This window comes from Telluria sp. ZB4P36 (genome assembly GCF_059685865.1).
Map to the genome: position 1 here is coordinate 492,974 of NZ_JCASIE010000002.1, position 16,131 is coordinate 509,104.

Genomic DNA, 16,131 nt, shown 5'->3' on the forward strand with positions numbered 1-16,131 from the left:
AGGGGCAAAGGATACCCGGTTTGGCCCCCGGGCGGAAGGCTTGGCGCCGCGCATTAGCTCATCGACAAGCGCGGTCGTCGCTGCGCACGCCGAGCCGTGCGACGAGCTCGCGTTCGACCCGCGCCAGCTGGGCGCGCAGGCGTGCCGCCAGGGCCCGCGCCTGGGCCGGGCGCCCGTCCTGCCCCTCGAGTTCCTCGCACAGGGCCGCGAAGCCGCCGGCGCCGACCATGCGCGCCGAGGACTTGATGCGGTGCGCCAGCGCCGCCACCGCCGCCAGGTCGCCGGCGCCGAGCGCGGCGTCGATCCCGGCCAGGGCTTCGCGCGCCGTGGACACGAACAGGAAGGCGTATTTACGCATCCGCTCGCGGTCGCCGCCGACGCTGGATTCCAGCTGCGCCAGGTCGACCAGGCCACCGGCCGCGCCGGCGCCGGGCCCGGGGGCCGCGACCGGCACCACGTCGGGCGCCGCGGCCGCGCTGCGTCCCAGGCAGCGCGCGATGGTTGCCGCCAGCAGTTCGGGCACCACCGGCTTGCTCAGGAATTCGTCCATGCCGGCCTGCAGGCAGCGTGCGCGGTCTTCCACCCCGGCGTTGGCCGTCATCGCGATCACCAGGGTGCCGGCCAGGCGCGGGTCCTGGCGGATCCGGCGGGTTGCTTCCAGGCCGTCCATGACCGGCATCTGGACGTCCATCAGCACACAGTCGAAGCGCTGCCGCGCCATCGCCTCCAGCGCTTCCTCGCCGTTGCCGGCGACGCTCACCGCGGCGCCGGCCTGGAGCAGCAGCTCGCGTGCGACCTGCTGGTTGAACGGGTTGTCCTCGACCAGCAGCACGGCGCAGCTGTCGAGGCGCGTGGCCTGCCCCTGCGCCTGCGCCGGCGAAGGCGGCGCCGCACCGAGACCGGGACTGCCGGCGCCGTCTTCCAGCCCGAGGCGCGCCGTGAACCAGAAAGTGCTGCCCTGGCCCGGCGTGCTGTCGACCCCGACCTCGCCGCGCATCAGTTCCGCCAGCTGCTTGCTGATCACCAGGCCCAGGCCGGTGCCGCCATGGCGCCGCGTGGCCGAGGGGTCGGCCTGGTGGAAGGGCGTGAACAGGCCGGCCAGCTTGTCGGGCGCGATGCCGATGCCGCTGTCCCGCACCTCGAAGCGCACCAGCAGTTCCGGTCCGAAGGCGTGCTCGAGCCGGGCCCGCAGCAGGATGCGGCCGTGTTCGGAGAACTTGACGGCATTGCCGGCGAAGTTCAGCAGCACCTGTTCGAGGCGCAGCGGGTCGCCGCGCAGGGGGCGCATCAGCTCGGGAGCGATCTCGAGGTCGAAGCCGAGCCCCTTGGCGGCGGCGGCCTGCCCCAGCTGCTGCTCGACGTTGCGCATCACCGCCTCCAGCATGAAGCCGACCGTATCGAGTTCCAGCTTGCCGGCCTCGATCTTGGAAAAATCGAGGATGTCGTTGATGATGCCCAGCAGGTGCTGGCCCGAGTGGTAGATCTTGTCCAGGTAGGCGCGCAGCTGCGGAGCCGGATGGGAGTGCAGGGCCAGGTGGGTCATGCCGATGATGCTGTTCATCGGCGTGCGGATCTCGTGGCTCATGTTCGACAGGAAGTCGCTCTTGGCCCGGTTGGCGGCGTCGGCGCGCGCCTTGAGCTCGTGCAGCGCGGTGACGTCGGTCGAGATGCACAGCACCGCCGGCACCTCGCCTTCCGGGCGCAGGGGCATGCGCACGCTCCACATCTGATGCACCGTGCCGTCGGCAAGCGGCAGTTCGGCCTGGCAGGCATGCCGCTCGCCGCTCTCCAGCGCCATGCGGTCGCGTTCCCAGCTGGCCTCGGCGGTGCCCCCCGGCAAGACCTCGAGGTCGCGCCGGCCGACGATCTGCGCCGCCGGGAGGCCGATCAGCGCGGCGCTCTTCGCATTCACGTAACGGAAGCGCCGGCCGCTGTCCTTCAGGTAGACGTAGGCATCGAGGTTGTCGAGCACCGAATCGAGCAGCAGGCGCTGGTCGAGCGCGGCGCGGCGCGAACGCACCAGGTTGAAGAACAGGGCGAAGCCCAGCAGGCTGACCCCGAAGCCGGAGCCAAAGGCCAGCAGCGGCAGGTAGCGGTCGGCCCCTACCGCCATGGCGGCGCGCTCGGCCGAGAAGTGCGCCTTCCAGCGCGTACCCGCGTAGTCGATCGGCAGCAGGATGGTGAAGCGGCCGTCCTGGGCCGGCCCTTCACGCCCCGCCTTGCGCAGCTCCGGGCCGACCAGCAGGCGGTCGCGCGCATCCAGCGCCAGGGGCGCCGCGCCGCTGCCGTGCGGCGGCGTTTCGCTGTACAGGCTGAGCGTCATCGGCTGGCGTGCCCCGGATCCGAGCGCGCGCTGCACCAGCGCGTCGACCGAGAACGCGATGCCGATGCTGCCGAAGTAGCGCGCGCGGCGTTCTTCCAGGCTGGCCGGCAGCCGGCCGCCCAGGTACAGCGGTTCGCGCATGCCGAGTGCGGTGTGCGGGGTCGGCAGCGCGAGCCGGATCGGCGTGCCGGAGGCGGAGATGGTCCCGCGGTCGCGCGCCCGCGCCATGGCCGCCGCCGCGAACGGCTGGGCGGCGAGGTCGAAGCCGAGCCGGTCGTTCGGCAAGTTGGCCGGCGCCACCCAGGTGATCACCTCGTAGTAGGGGCGGCGTCCCGGGGGGAAGATATCGAAGCGCGGGTAACCGGCCGGGTTGACGCTGCGGTCCTGGCGCACGCCGGCGATGAAGGCTTCACGCCGGGCGTCGGGCACGTGGGCGACGAAGGAGACCGCCTCGATCGCCGGGAACTGCGCCGGCAGGTCGAGCGCTTCCACGTAACGGTGGAAACGCTGCCGGTCGAGCGGCCCGCTGCCGGCCGCGTGCAGCGCGGCCAGCCCGCGCACCACCCGGGCGTAGGAGACCACGGCGTTCGCCACCCGCTCCTGCGCCAGCCGGGCCATCGTCTCGAAGCGGCGCCGCGCATCGTCCTCGACCGCGCCGGCGGCGACCCGGTAGCAGAGCGCACCCACCGCCAGCGACAGCGCGAGCCCGGCCACCCAGGGTGCGGCGCTTGCGCCCTGCTGGTCGGCGGTGGCTGCGCTGTTGGCTGCGATGTTCGCTGTCGAATCCATGAGGCTCCATGTGTGCGGTTCTGCCTGCTCCAACTTGCTAGTATAGGCAATCGGACGGCCCACTTACTCAACTATATTCACACCATGACCGCCCCCCCCTCCCCAGCCACCGACGACCCCTACCTCTGGCTCGAGGAAGTCGACGGCGCGCGCGCCCTCGACTGGGTCGCCGGGCGCAACCGGGCCGCCGAGCGCGAACTGGAGGCGCAGGCGGCCCACGCCGGCCTGCGCGGGCGCCTGCGCGCCATCCTCGACTCGACCGGGAAGATCCCCTACGCCGGCTGCCACGCCGGCCTGCTGTACAACTTCTGGCGCGACGCCGGCCATGCGCGCGGCATCTGGCGCCGCACCACGCTGGATGAGTACCGCAAGGATTCGCCCGGCTGGGACATCCTGATCGACCTCGACCGGCTGGCGCGCGAAGAAGGCGAGAACTGGGTCTGGGGCGGCGTGACCTGGCTCGAGCCGGAAGGCGACCGCTGCCTGGTCTCGCTGTCGCGCGGCGGCGGGGACGCCCACGTGGTGCGCGAGTTCGACGCCGCAAGCGGCTGCTTCGTGGCCGACGGGTTCACGCTGCCGGAAGCCAAGTGCGATTGTGCCTGGATCGACCGCGACACCCTGTTCGTCGGCACCGACTTCGGCCCCGGCTCGCTGACCGAATCGGGCTATCCGCGCATCGTCAAGCAGTGGCGGCGCGGCACGCCGCTCGCCGCCGCCGTAACCGTCTACGAGGCCGGGCCCGAGGACCTGTCGGCCTCGGCCTGGCGCGACGCGACGCCCGGCTTCGAGCGCGAGTTCGTGCAGCGCCAGATCGGTTTCTACAGCAGCGAGCTGTTCGTGCGCCGCGACGGCGCCCTGGTCAAGCTGCCCAAACCAGAGGACGCGAATGCCTTTGCGGTGCGCGACCAGGTCGTGATCGAACTGCGTTCCGACTGGGAGCATGGTGGCCGCAGCTACCCGCAAGGCGCGCTGCTGGCCGCGGATTTCGACGCCTTTCTCGACGGCAGCGCTGTGTTCGAGACGCTGTTCCTGCCTTCGCCCACCACCTCGCTCGACGGCCTGACGGTGACCCGCGACGCCCTCCTGCTCACGGTGCTCGACAAGGTGAAAAACCGCATCGTCGAGCTGCGCCGCAAGGACGCCGGCTGGCAGGCGCGCGACGTCGACCTCCCGGCCATGGGGGCGCTGGACACCTGGGCCTTCGATGCCGTGGCCTCGAACCGCTACTTCCTCACCGTGACCGGCTTCACCGAGCCCGCTACCCTGTACCTGATGGGAGCGGGTCGCGACGAGCGCGAACAGCTCAAGGCGACGCCCGCCTTCTTCGACGCGCAGGGCCTTCAGGTTCACCAGTTCGAGGCCCTCTCCAAGGACGGCACCCGCGTTCCCTACTTCGCCGTGATGCACCGCGACACCCGGCTCGACGGCGACAATCCCGCGGTCCTGTACGGCTACGGCGGCTTCGAGGTCTCGCTCAAGCCCTCCTACGGCGCCATCAGCGGCGCCGCCTGGCTGGAGAGCGGCGGCGTCTACGTGGTCGCCAACATCCGCGGCGGCGGCGAATTCGGACCGGGCTGGCACCAGGCGGCGCTCAAGCAGCACCGCCAGCGCGCCTTCGACGACTTCATCGCCGTGGCCGAGGACCTCATGGCGCGCAAGATCAGCAGCCCGCGCCGCCTCGGCATCATGGGCGGCAGCAACGGCGGCCTGCTGGTCGGCGCCGTGCTCACCCAGCGCCCCGAGCTGTTCAATGCCGTGGTCTGCCAGGTGCCGCTGCTGGACATGCGGCGCTACCACCTGCTGCTGGCCGGCGCCTCCTGGATGGGCGAATACGGCGACCCCGACGATCCCGCCGCGTGGGCCTGGATCGGCCGCTACTCGCCCTACCACCAGCTGCAGGCGGGCAGGCGCTATCCGCGCGTGCTGTTCACCACCTCGACCCGCGACGACCGGGTCCACCCGGGCCATGCGCGCAAGATGGCTGCGCGCATGCTCGAACAGGGCCACGACCTGCTGTACTGGGAAAATACCGAAGGCGGCCATGCCGGCGCGGCCGACAATGCGCAGACCGCGCGCATGTGGGCGCTGACCTGGACCTTCCTGCGGCGCCAGCTGCGCGGCGGCCTGTAGCCGGGCCAGACTAGGCCGCCTGGGAAGCCAGACGCCGGGCGTACAGCGCTTCCCAGGTGGCGCGTACGTCGACGTAGAAGGCCACCGCGTTCTCGATGCCGATGCGCTGCGGCTCGCCGAGGCGGCTGGTGACCACGCCGGCGCGCCGCGTCAGGCGCTCCATCGCGGTCGTGGTCACCGTCACGAAGTGGGTCAGGCCGTTCTCGATGCCGTAGCGGACCACGGCCTCGAAGCATTGCATCGTCATGTCCGAGAAGCCGTAGCGGTTCTCCTTGTCGGTCTCGAGGGCGAAGCGCGACAGTTCCCAGATGCGGGCGTCGCTCGGCGCATCACGGCCTTCGAGCAGCTGCGGGAAGGAATCCTTCAGCATGTACGGGCCCTCGGTCGGCAGCAGGCGCCAGCAGCCGAGCAGCGGGCCGCCGGGCTCGCGCATCACCATGTAGGCCGGGTCGAGGGCGTCGTAGCCGTCGATTTCCATGCCGGACATCACCGGCACCTCCCAGCCCAGCCGTCCGCTGAACACCTTGGCGCGCAGGGTATGCATTTCCCACAGGTCTTTCGATTTGAACTCACGGCGTGCTGCGATTTTGATTTGCATCGTCATTTTTAGGCCCCTGGTTGTGGTGGTTCAAAGCTATGCACTTCGCATACAAGATTCATGCATGGAGGGCAAAACCGGAACTATCAGCTCTGCTAGGTGGCTATGCGGCCGGCTGGTGGAATACTTGCAGTTTGCATAGTCAACGACGGGAAGGAGCAGAGATGGGAAACGAGATGATGTGCGATGCACTGGCGGCGGAACTGGAAGCGCAATACGCGGCGCAGGCCGGGGGCGCGCTGCGCTCCACGCCGCACGAGCTGCGGCGCCTGCGCATCGCCAAGCGCGAAAGCCAGGAAAAATTCTGGAGCCGTTTCGGGGTGACCCAATCGAGCGGGAGCCGCTTCGAGACCGGACTCGCGGTCCCTGCCCCGGTGGCCATCCTGTTGCGCCTCTACGTCAACGGACGGGTCAGCGATGGTGATCTTCAGGCGTGATCAGGCCAAGGGAGATTGCCTTGACCACCGCCTGCTGGCGCGTGTTGACGCCGAATTTCTGTCGCACATTGGCCAGGTGGAAGTTGACGGTCGCCTCGGAGCAATTGGTGATCCGGGCGATCTCCCATGAGGACTTGCCGACCATGACCCATTGCAGCACCTCGAGCTCGCGCCGGGTCAGGCGCGGCAGTTCCGGTTCATTCCTGGCCTGGCGGAAGCGCGCAGAGGAGGCGAAGGCGTAGTCGCGCACCAGCGACAGCGCCGGCAGTGCCTGGAACAGCGAGCGCTCGAAAGGCGCATCGGGACGCAGGTCGGAGGCGAAACTGATCATGCCCAGCTCGCCCTGGGGTCCGTGGATCGGCAGGGTGACGCCGCTGCGCAGGCCGTGGGCGCTGGCTTCTTCATAGATGGCGCCGGGCACCCCGTTGCCGAAGGTGGAAGGCGCCCAGATCAGCGGCAGCGTATTCGAGACGCAATGAACGACGGTCGGATCGAGATAGGCAAAACCATTGGCGTCGTAGCGGTCGCGCCATTCCGGAGAATAATTACTGCGCGTAAATGCGTTTTCGAAGCGCACATGCCGCGAGGGCACGACACCGTAGAGCATCTGGTCGAAACCGAGGCTGCGCGCCAACGCGCACAGGCGCTCGGTCCAGATGCGATCGTCTCCGGCTTCCAGCAGTGCTAGCAGTGATGCGGTGTCAATCATAGACAGTGCGGGTCAATGTCTGTTCATCGTAAATGAGTTTCCTAAAGGAATACTCACCAAAAGCCACATCCTTCCTGAATTGCGAGTCAGCACCTTAATTAGGTGTAGTGTTTACGCAACACCACTTTCCAATCGTGCGCTTAGTAAATCCCCCGTGCGTTACCCTCCGCCGGATACCCATCTGAAGTTTTCTAAATTGCAATATTTCTTGTAGTAGGCACGACTTGGCATTCCATGCTTGACTTGATTTCACACAAGAGTATCTTCTCTGCATTTCACAGTTCACAGTCGCAGGCTTTGCCTCCGGCGCACCACTCTCACCGAACAAGGATTTAGTCGATGAACAACATGACCGACATGGGCGAACAGTTGGACGTCAAGCTATTGCTGACCACACTGATGGCGCTGAAGAAAGGCGACTTCTCGGTCCGCATGCCCTCGGACTGGACCGGCGTGTCCGGCAAGATTGCCGACACCCTGAACGACATCATCGAAACCAAGCAGAAAATGGTGGAGACGGTCACCGACGTGTCGCGTGTCGTCGGCCGCGAAGGCCACCTGACCCAGCGCGCGGACTTGCCGGGCGTGGTGGGCGGCTGGGCGACGATCATCAGCTCGGTCAACACCCTGATCGACGACCTGGTGCGCCCGACCACCGAGATGGCGCGCGTCATCGGCGCGGTGGCGAAGGGCGACCTGTCGCAGACCATGGCGCTGGAAGTGGACGGCCACCCGCTGAAGGGGCAATACCTGCGCGCGGCGATGACCGCGAACACCATGGTGGAACAGCTCTCCTCCTTCTCTTCCGAAGTGACGCGCGTGGCGCGCGAAGTGGGTACCGAGGGCAAGCTGGGCGGCCAGGCGCAGGTGAAGGGCGTGGCGGGTACCTGGAAGGACTTGACCGACTCGGTGAACTCGATGGCGGGTAACCTGACCTCCCAGGTGCGTAACATCGCGGAGGTGACGACCGCGGTGGCGAACGGCGACTTGTCGAAAAAGATTACCGTGGACGTGCGCGGCGAGATCCTGCAGCTGAAGGACACCATCAACGTCATGGTGGACCAGCTGCGCTCCTTCGCATCGGAAGTGACCCGTGTGGCGCGTGAGGTGGGGACGGAAGGTAAACTCGGTGGACAGGCTTACGTGCCGGGCGTCGGCGGTACCTGGAAGGACTTGACCGACAACGTGAACTTCATGGCGTCGAACCTGACGGGCCAGGTGCGTAACATCGCGGCGGTGACGACCGCGGTGGCGAACGGCGACTTGTCGAAGAAGATTACCGTGGACGTGAAGGGCGAGATTCTCGAACTGAAGAACACGATTAACGTCATGGTGGACCAGCTGTCCTCCTTCGCATCCGAAGTGACGCGCGTGGCGCGCGAAGTCGGTACCGAGGGCAAGCTGGGCGGCCAGGCGCAGGTGAAGGGCGTCGGCGGTACCTGGAAGGACTTGACGGACTCGGTGAACTCGATGGCGGGTAACCTGACCGGCCAGGTGCGTAACATCGCGGACGTGACCACCGCGGTGGCGAACGGCGACTTGTCGAAGAAGATTACCGTGGACGTGAAGGGCGAGATTCTCGAGCTGAAGAACACCATCAACGTGATGGTCGACCAGCTGAACTCCTTCGCATCGGAAGTGACCCGCGTGGCGCGTGAAGTGGGTACCGAGGGCCGCCTGGGCGGCCAGGCAAACGTGCCGGGTGTTGCGGGTACGTGGAAAGACTTGACCGACAACGTGAACTTCATGGCAGGTAACCTGACCGGCCAGGTGCGTAACATCGCGGAGGTGACGACCGCGGTGGCGAACGGCGACCTGTCCAAGAAGATTACCGTGGACGTGAAAGGCGAGATTCTCGAACTGAAGAACACCATTAACGTCATGGTGGACCAGCTGTCCTCGTTCGCATCCGAGGTGACCCGCGTCGCCCGTGAGGTGGGGACGGAAGGTAAACTCGGTGGACAGGCTTACGTGCCGGGCGTCGGCGGTACCTGGAAGGACTTGACCGACAACGTGAACTTCATGGCGTCGAACCTGACGGGCCAGGTGCGTAACATCGCGGCGGTGACGACCGCGGTGGCGCGTGGCGACTTGTCCAAGAAAATCACCGTGGACGTGAAGGGCGAGATCCTGGAACTGAAGGATACGATCAACGTCATGGTGGACCAGCTGTCCTCCTTCGCATCCGAGGTGACCCGGGTCGCCCGTGAGGTGGGGACTGAAGGTAAACTCGGTGGCCAGGCGAACGTGTCCGGTGTGGCGGGTACCTGGAAGGACTTGACCGAGAACGTCAACCAGCTGGCGGCGAACCTGACCAACCAGATGCGCGCGATCGGTGAGGTGGCGACCGCGGTGACCCGTGGTGACCTCTCGCGTAGCATCCAGGTGGAAGCGCGCGGCGAGGTGTCCTACCTGAAGGACAACATCAACGAGATGATCCGTAACCTGAAGGAGACCACGCAGAAGAACGCGCAGCAGGACTGGCTGAAGACCAACCTGGCGCGCTTCACCCGACTGCTGCAGGGCCAGCGCGACCTGCAGGCCGTGACCAAGCTGATTCTTTCGGAACTGGCCCCGCTGGTCTCGGCCCACCACGGCGTGTTCTACATGATGGACTCGCAGGAGACCGACGCGCGCCTGCGCATGATCGCCTCCTACGGCTACCGTTCCAGCCGCAAGCTGCCGACTTCCTTCCTGCCGGGCGAAGGCCTGGTGGGCCAGTGCGCGCTGGAGAAAAACCGTATCTGGCTGACCGACGTCCCGCGCGACTACATCGTGGTCTCGTCCGGCCTGGGTTCGGCGCCGCCGAACAACATCGTGGTGCTGCCGATCCTGTTCGAACAGCAGGTCAAGGCGGTCATCGAGATCGCCTCGCTCGACCGTTTCACCGAGACCCACCTGTCCTTCCTCGACCAGCTGATGGAATCGATCGGCGTGGTCCTGAACACCATCGAGGCGAACAGCCGTACCGAGTCGCTGCTGACCCAGTCGCAGTCGCTGGCGCAGGAACTGCAGCAGACCAACCAGGAACTGGCGGAAAAGGCGCGCCTGCTGTCCGAGCAGAACATCGAGGTGGAACGCAAGAACCGCGAGGTGGAGCAGGCCAAGCTGGCGCTGGAAGAAAAGGCGACCCAGCTGGCCCTGTCCTCGAAGTACAAGTCCGAGTTCCTGGCGAATATGTCGCACGAACTGCGTACACCATTGAACTCGCTCCTGATCCTGGCGCAGCAGCTCTCGGATAATCCCGAGGGCAACCTGTCGGGCAAGCAGGTGGAGTTCGCGAAGACCATCCACGGCTCCGGCTCCGACCTGCTGACCCTGATTAACGACATTCTCGACCTGTCGAAGATCGAATCCGGTACCGTCACGCTGGACGTGTCGGAATACCGCTTCTCGAACCTGCGTAACTACGTGGACCGCACCTTCCGCCACATGGCCGAAGCCAAGCACCTCGGCTTCGAGGTGGGGCTGGCGGACAACCTGCCGACCGCGGTGATGACCGACACCACGCGCCTGCAGCAGGTCCTGAAGAACCTGCTGTCGAACGCATTCAAGTTCACCAGCCACGGCCAGGTCGAACTGACCATCAGCCTGGTCAACAGCGGCTGGACCCACGACCACCCGAACCTGGTGCACGCCGATGCGGTGCTGGCCTTCTCGGTGCGCGACACCGGCGTCGGTATCCCGTCCGACAAGCTGCAGCTGATCTTCGAGGCATTCCAGCAGGCCGACGGCTCGACCGCCCGCAAATACGGCGGCACCGGCCTGGGCCTGTCGATCTCGCGCGAACTGGCGCGCCTGCTGGGCGGCGAGATCCGCGTCGAATCGACCGTCAACGTCGGCTCGACCTTCACCCTCTACCTGCCGTACAACCGCGCCGGCTTCATCAACTACGAGCAGACGCGCCAGCCCCAGCCGGCTCGCCTGGCCCCGCCGCCGTCGGCCGCGACCACCGTGTCCTACCAGCCGGTGCCGCAGGCCGCCGCCGACGTGGCGGCCGTCGACACGGCGGCCGATACCGGCACGCTGGTCGAGTATTCGTCGGTGCTGGACGACCGCGGCCTGGTGACCCCGGGCGACCCGTCGGTGCTGATCGTGGAAGACGACGAGCGCTTCGCCAAGGTGCTGCTCGACTTCGCCCGCGAAAAGAACTTCAAGGGCATCGTCACCCAGCGCGGCGACTCGGCGCTGTCGCTGGCGCGCGACTACCTGCCGTCGGCGATCCTGCTCGACATCGACCTGCCGGACATCGACGGCTTCACGGTGCTCGACCGCCTCAAGCGTGACCCGAGCACCCGCCACATCCCGGTGCACGTGATGTCCTCGCTGCGCGAGCGCGAGCGCGCGCTGCGCCAGGGCGCCATCTCGTACATCAACAAGCCGGTGAGCCGCGAGGCGCTGCAGGAAGAATTCAAGCGCATCCAGAAGTTCCTGTTGGGCGGCAAGCGTTCGCTGCTGGTGGTGGAAGACGACATGGCCCAGCGCGAGTCGATCGTGGGCCTGATCGGCAACACCGACATCCACATTGTGACGGTGGACACCGGCGCCGCGGCGATGGAGGCGCTGGAGAGCTCGCGCTTCGACTGCATGGTGCTGGACCTGACCCTGCCGGACATCTCGGGCTTCGACCTGCTGGACCGCATCGGCGCCAACGAACGCCTGCGCGACCTGCCGGTCGTGATCTACACGGCCAAGGAGCTGTCGCGCAAGGAAGTCACGAAGCTCAAGCGCTATGCCAAGACCATCGTCATGAAGGACGCCCGCTCGCCGGAACGCCTGCTGGACGAGACCGCGCTGTTCCTGCACCGCTCGCAGGCCAGCCTGCCGGAGCAGCAGCGCCGCATCCTGGAAGAGATCCACGCGGCCGACGGCGGCTTGGCCGGACGCAAGGTGCTGATCGTCGACGACGACCTGCGTAACATCTTCGCGCTGTCCACCCTGCTCGAGCGCCAGCAGATGCAGGTGCTGTTCGCCGAGAACGGCCGCGACGGCATCGAAGTGCTGGAAAAGGACCCGACCATCGAGATCGTCCTGATGGACATCATGATGCCGGAGATGGACGGCTACGACACGATGCGGGCAATCCGCCGCATTCCGAAGTTCCGTTCGCTGCCGATCATCACCCTGACCGCGAAGGCGATGAAGGGTGACCGCGACAAGTGCATCGCCGCCGGCGCCTCGGACTACATCACCAAGCCGGTCGATGTGGCCCAGCTGCTGTCGATGATGCGGGTTTGGCTGCACTGATGGGCGAGCTGAGCGCCTGGAGCGGATTTGCCGCCGCCCAGGCTACCGAGGACCTCGAGATCGAACTGCTGCTGGAAGCCGTCTACCAGCGCTTCGGTTTCGATTTCCGTGGCTATGCCCGTTCCGGGCTGCGCGACCGGCTGCTTGCCCTGCTCCGCGCGCGCGGGCTGGCGACCATCTCGAGCCTGCAGGAGCGGGTGCTGCACGAAGGCGGCGTCGCCCAGGACGTGGTGCGGGCGCTGGCGGTCGCGCCGGCGCTGCTGTTCGACCTGCCCGAGGATACGCGCCGCCTGCGCACCGCGCTCGGCGACACCCTGCGCCCGACCGCCCTGCCCAAGGTATGGCTGGCCGAGCCGGCCGGCGTGGCCGAGGCCTGGACGCTGGCGATCCTGTTGGCCGAGGAAAAGCTGTATGGCCGCACCGAGGTGTTCGCCACGCTGGCCAGCGACGAACTGCTGCTCGAGGCGCGCAATGCCTCGCTGCCGGTGGCCCAGCTGGCCCAGTCGCAGGCGCAGTACGAGGCCAGCGGCGGCAGCGGCAGGCTGGCCGACTACTTCGAGGTCGCGAACGGCGAAGCGCGCCTGCTGCCGCGCCTGCGCGAGCGCATCACCTGGGCCCAGTACAGCCTGGTGACGGACGCGTCCTTCCAGGAATTCCACAGCATTATCTGCCGCCGCGCCCTGCCCGACTTCGGTCCGGTGCTGCGCCAGCGCGTGCTGCGCCTGTTCCGCGACAGCCTGTCGCTGTTCGGGGTGCTGGGGCTGGACCGCGAGCTCGGTCCCACCGACGCGGCGGTCGGCGATTACCAGCCGCTGTTCGATGGCGGCGGGTGGTACAAGCGGGTACGCTGATCAGGGGCAGGCTGCATGCCGGCCTTTTTTACGCCTGCCCTATCCCTGGAATTCGGCCGCGATGCGGTCGCGCCAAGCCTGCAGGTGGGGCATCCCCTCCTGCCCCGGCCTGAATTTCAGCAGTCCCCGTGCAAACTCCAGCGTGCAGAAGGCCGTGATGTCGGCAATCGTGAACCGTTCCCCCGCCACGTAGGGCCGCCTTGCCAGCTCGCCGTCCAGCCAGTGCGCCGTCGCGCGCATCTTGTCCCCTTGCGCCGCGCCAAAGTCCGGGAACTGCGGCTGTTCCAGCACCGCCAGCCCCGGATGGGTGTGGCGCACACACAAGGCGGTTTCCAGCATCAGGTGCAGCTCCATGCGGCGGTCGGCCATCTCGATGAAGGCGCGCTCGGTGGCGTCGCGCCCCATCAGGTTCGGCTCTGGATACAAGCCCTCGAGGTAGGTGCAGATCGCCCGCGTCTCGCTCAGCGCGCGGCCGTCGTCGAGCACCAGCACCGGCACCCGCGCCAGAGGATTCAGGGCGGTGAACTCCGCCGCGCGGTGGGCGCCCGCGTTCAGGTCGATGTCGACCAGCTCGATGCCGGCGATGCCTTTCGCCGCCATGAACATGGTGACGCGCCGCGGATTCGGCGCACGGGGGCTGGTGTACAGGCGCATGAAAGCTTTCGTCAGTGGGCAGGACGCCCATGATAGCGCGCTCAGGCTGGTTCGTTCATGGCAGCCGCGGGCGCCATCCAGGTATCCACCACATCGGCGCAGCCCGGCGGCAGGTGCAGCCCGAGCTTGGTGCGGCGCCACAATACGTCGTCGGCGCAGCTGGCCCATTCGTGCCGCATCAGGTAGCGCAGTTCGGCGGCGTAGAGGCCGGGCGCCACTTCCTCGCCCAGGCCGGCCATGCAGGCGGCGCCCGCCAGCAGGGTCTCGACCCGGGTGCCGTAGGTGCGTGCCCAGCGCTGCGCCAGGGCCTGCGGCAGCCAGGGGTGGCGGCGTTCGAGCGCGGCCACCCAGCGCTCGAATTCGAGCACGCCGCGGCTGTCCGGCGTGCCGCCGAACAGGTCGCCGCCCGGCAGCACGGCGCTCGCGGTCCATGCCGCATGCGGGCGGCCGAGTGCGCCGCCGATCCAGTCCGCCGCTTCTTCGGCCAGCCGCCGGTAGGTGGTGATCTTGCCGCCGAAGACCGACAGCAGCGGCGCGCCGGCCAGGTCGTGGCCGAGCAGGTAGTCACGCGTGGCGGCGCTGGCGCTGGCCGCCTCGTCCTCGATCAGGGGACGCACGCCCGAATAGCTCCACACCACGTCCGCGGGCGCGAGCTGGCGCCGGAAGTAGCGGTTGGCCAGTTCGCACAGGTAGGCGGTTTCGTTGGCCGCGATCGCGACCTGGTCCGGGTCGCCCCGGAAGTCGACGTCGGTGGTGCCGATCAGGGTGAAAGCGCCTTCGTAGGGCATCGCGAACACGATGCGGCCGTCCGGGTGCTGGAACAGGTAGGCGTAGTCGTGATCGAACAGGCGCGGCACCACGATGTGGCTGCCCTTCACCAGGCGCAGGCGGCGCGCGGGGGCCTTGCCGGTGGCGGCCTGGGCCACCTGCGCCGCCCACGGACCGGCGGCATTCACCAGGCAGCGCGCTTTCACGCGCTGCCGCTGATCGCCCCTTGCCAGCGTCGCCATCCAGTGGCCGGGGTGGCGCTCGAAGGCGCTGCAGCGCGTGTGGGTGAGCACCAGCGCGCCGCGCTCGTGGGCGTCGAGGGCATTGAGCAGCACCAGCCGGGCATCGTCGACCCAGCCGTCGGAGTACTCGAAAGCGCGCGTGAAGGCCGGCTGGAGCGGGCCGCCGGCACGGTGTCCGGCCAGCGCCACCGCTCTCGACGGGGGCAGGAAGGCGCGCGGCGCCAGGCGGTCGTAAAGGAACAGGCCGGCGCGGATCAGCCAGGCGGGCCGCTGCGTGGCGTCGTGCGGCATCACGAAACGCAGCGCATGCATGATGTGCGGCGCGCTGCACAGCAGCCGCTCGCGCTCGGCCAGCGCCTTGCGCACCAGGCCGAATTCGCGGTGCTCGAGGTAGCGCAGGCCGCCGTGAATCAGCTTGCTGGACGCGGACGAGGTGTGGCTCCCGAGATCGTCCTTGTCGCACAGGACCACGCGCAGGCCGCGCCCGGCCGCGTCGCGCGCGATGCCGGCGCCGTTGATGCCGCCGCCGACCACCAGCACATCACATTCCAGCTGCGTGTCATCTTTCATGTCGCCTCCTGTCCGCGGGCCCGGTCCGCCCAACCGGTCCAGTGTAAGGACTCGGCGGCGCCGCATCTTTGCATGCATCAATTATGCGGAGAATGCTCCTGCCCGTGTGTAAAATCGGCACATGCACAACTCTTCCAGCGCCGACGTGCGCGCCTGGGTCCGCATGCCTTCGGGAAAACGGCTGGACCTGCTCAACCCGACCCCCTTCGACTGGGACGACGCCGACCTGGCGCTCGGCCTGGCCCGCACCTACCGCTGGGGCGGTCATTCGGCCTGGCCGCTGCCGCTGTCGGTGGCCCAGCACTCGATCGCCGTGATGCTGCTGCGGCGTGCGCTGGCACCTCGGCCGAGCGCGCTGCAGGAACTGCGCGAGTTGCTGCACGATGCCGAGGAAGGCCTGCTCGGCTTCGACGCGGTCTCGGTCATCAAACCCTTCCTGGGCGAAGGCTTCCGCGCCCTGACCCAGCGCCTGGAACAGGTGGTGTTCCTGCGCTATGGCCTGCCCGCCTGGACCGAGCGCGAGCACAAGCTACACAAGCAGGCCGACCGGCTGGCCGCCGCTACCGAGGCAGTGCATGTCACCGGCTGGACCCGCGACGAAGTGAGGCGCACGCTCAAGATCCGGGCAGATGTCCTGGAGCACGACCCGCTGGCGGCCCACTACGGCTGCGCGCCCTGGGAGCCTTGGCCGCCAGCCGTGGCGGCCGAGCGCTTCCTGGCCGAACTCGACCGCCTGAAGGCGGCTACCGGCACGGCGCGTCGCTAGAACTTCACCCGTCAGCGCCGCCAGCGCGTTGCTGGTGGCGAATGCCT

10 protein-coding genes are annotated in these 16,131 nt (G+C 67.8%); 5 read left to right on the forward strand and 5 right to left on the reverse strand.

What is annotated here, in order from left to right:
• Positions 1 to 58 precede the first annotated feature (58 nt).
• Complete coding sequence (locus AC56LK_RS04925; RefSeq protein ID WP_497183444.1) at positions 59 to 3,112, reverse strand: CHASE domain-containing protein; 3,054 nt, start codon at positions 3,110 to 3,112, stop codon at positions 59 to 61.
• 84 nt (positions 3,113 to 3,196) lie between these two features.
• On the opposite strand from AC56LK_RS04925, the gene AC56LK_RS04930 reads away from it, so the two are divergent.
• Positions 3,197 to 5,242 (forward strand): prolyl oligopeptidase family serine peptidase, encoded by a 2,046-nt coding sequence (locus tag AC56LK_RS04930; protein ID WP_497183445.1) that lies wholly within the window; start codon positions 3,197 to 3,199, stop codon positions 5,240 to 5,242.
• A gap of 10 nt (positions 5,243 to 5,252) precedes the next feature.
• Here the strand turns inward: AC56LK_RS04930 and AC56LK_RS04935 are convergent, their stop codons facing one another.
• Positions 5,253 to 5,846 carry an acyl-homoserine-lactone synthase gene (locus AC56LK_RS04935; protein WP_497183446.1) on the reverse strand — a complete coding sequence of 198 codons (594 nt, stop codon included), beginning with the start codon at positions 5,844 to 5,846 and terminating at the stop codon, positions 5,253 to 5,255.
• Positions 5,847 to 6,004: 158 nt separating this feature from the next.
• On the opposite strand from AC56LK_RS04935, the gene AC56LK_RS04940 reads away from it, so the two are divergent.
• A complete protein-coding gene (locus tag AC56LK_RS04940) occupies positions 6,005 to 6,277 on the forward strand; it encodes a helix-turn-helix domain-containing protein (RefSeq protein ID WP_497183447.1) in 273 nt (90 codons plus the stop codon).
• Here the strand turns inward: AC56LK_RS04940 and AC56LK_RS04945 are convergent.
• A complete protein-coding gene (locus tag AC56LK_RS04945) occupies positions 6,252 to 6,986 on the reverse strand; it encodes a helix-turn-helix transcriptional regulator (RefSeq protein ID WP_497183448.1) in 735 nt (244 codons plus the stop codon). The two genes, AC56LK_RS04940 and AC56LK_RS04945, sit on opposite strands and share 26 nt — an antisense overlap.
• Before the next feature lie 339 nt (positions 6,987 to 7,325).
• On the opposite strand from AC56LK_RS04945, the gene AC56LK_RS04950 reads away from it, so the two are divergent.
• Positions 7,326 to 12,233 (forward strand): response regulator, encoded by a 4,908-nt coding sequence (locus AC56LK_RS04950; RefSeq protein WP_497183449.1) that lies wholly within the window; start codon positions 7,326 to 7,328, stop codon positions 12,231 to 12,233.
• Positions 12,221 to 13,084 carry a CheR family methyltransferase gene (locus tag AC56LK_RS04955; protein WP_497183450.1) on the forward strand — a complete coding sequence of 288 codons (864 nt, stop codon included), beginning with the start codon at positions 12,221 to 12,223 and terminating at the stop codon, positions 13,082 to 13,084. The genes AC56LK_RS04950 and AC56LK_RS04955 overlap by 13 nt, the downstream gene beginning before the upstream one ends.
• 39 nt (positions 13,085 to 13,123) lie before the next feature.
• Here AC56LK_RS04955 and AC56LK_RS04960 read toward each other — a convergent pair whose 3' ends face one another.
• Entirely contained in the window at positions 13,124 to 13,738 is a 615-nt protein-coding gene (locus AC56LK_RS04960; protein ID WP_497183451.1) for a glutathione S-transferase family protein, read from the reverse strand.
• A 41-nt stretch (positions 13,739 to 13,779) separates the two neighbouring features.
• Positions 13,780 to 15,318: a glycerol-3-phosphate dehydrogenase gene (glpD, locus tag AC56LK_RS04965; RefSeq protein ID WP_497183452.1), complete on the reverse strand. Its 1,539-nt coding sequence runs from the start codon at positions 15,316 to 15,318 to the stop codon at positions 13,780 to 13,782.
• A gap of 121 nt (positions 15,319 to 15,439) precedes the next feature.
• On the opposite strand from glpD, the gene AC56LK_RS04970 reads away from it, so the two are divergent.
• Positions 15,440 to 16,084, forward strand: a complete 645-nt coding sequence (locus AC56LK_RS04970) for a phosphohydrolase (protein WP_497183453.1) — start codon at positions 15,440 to 15,442, stop codon at positions 16,082 to 16,084.
• Positions 16,085 to 16,131 lie beyond the last annotated feature (47 nt).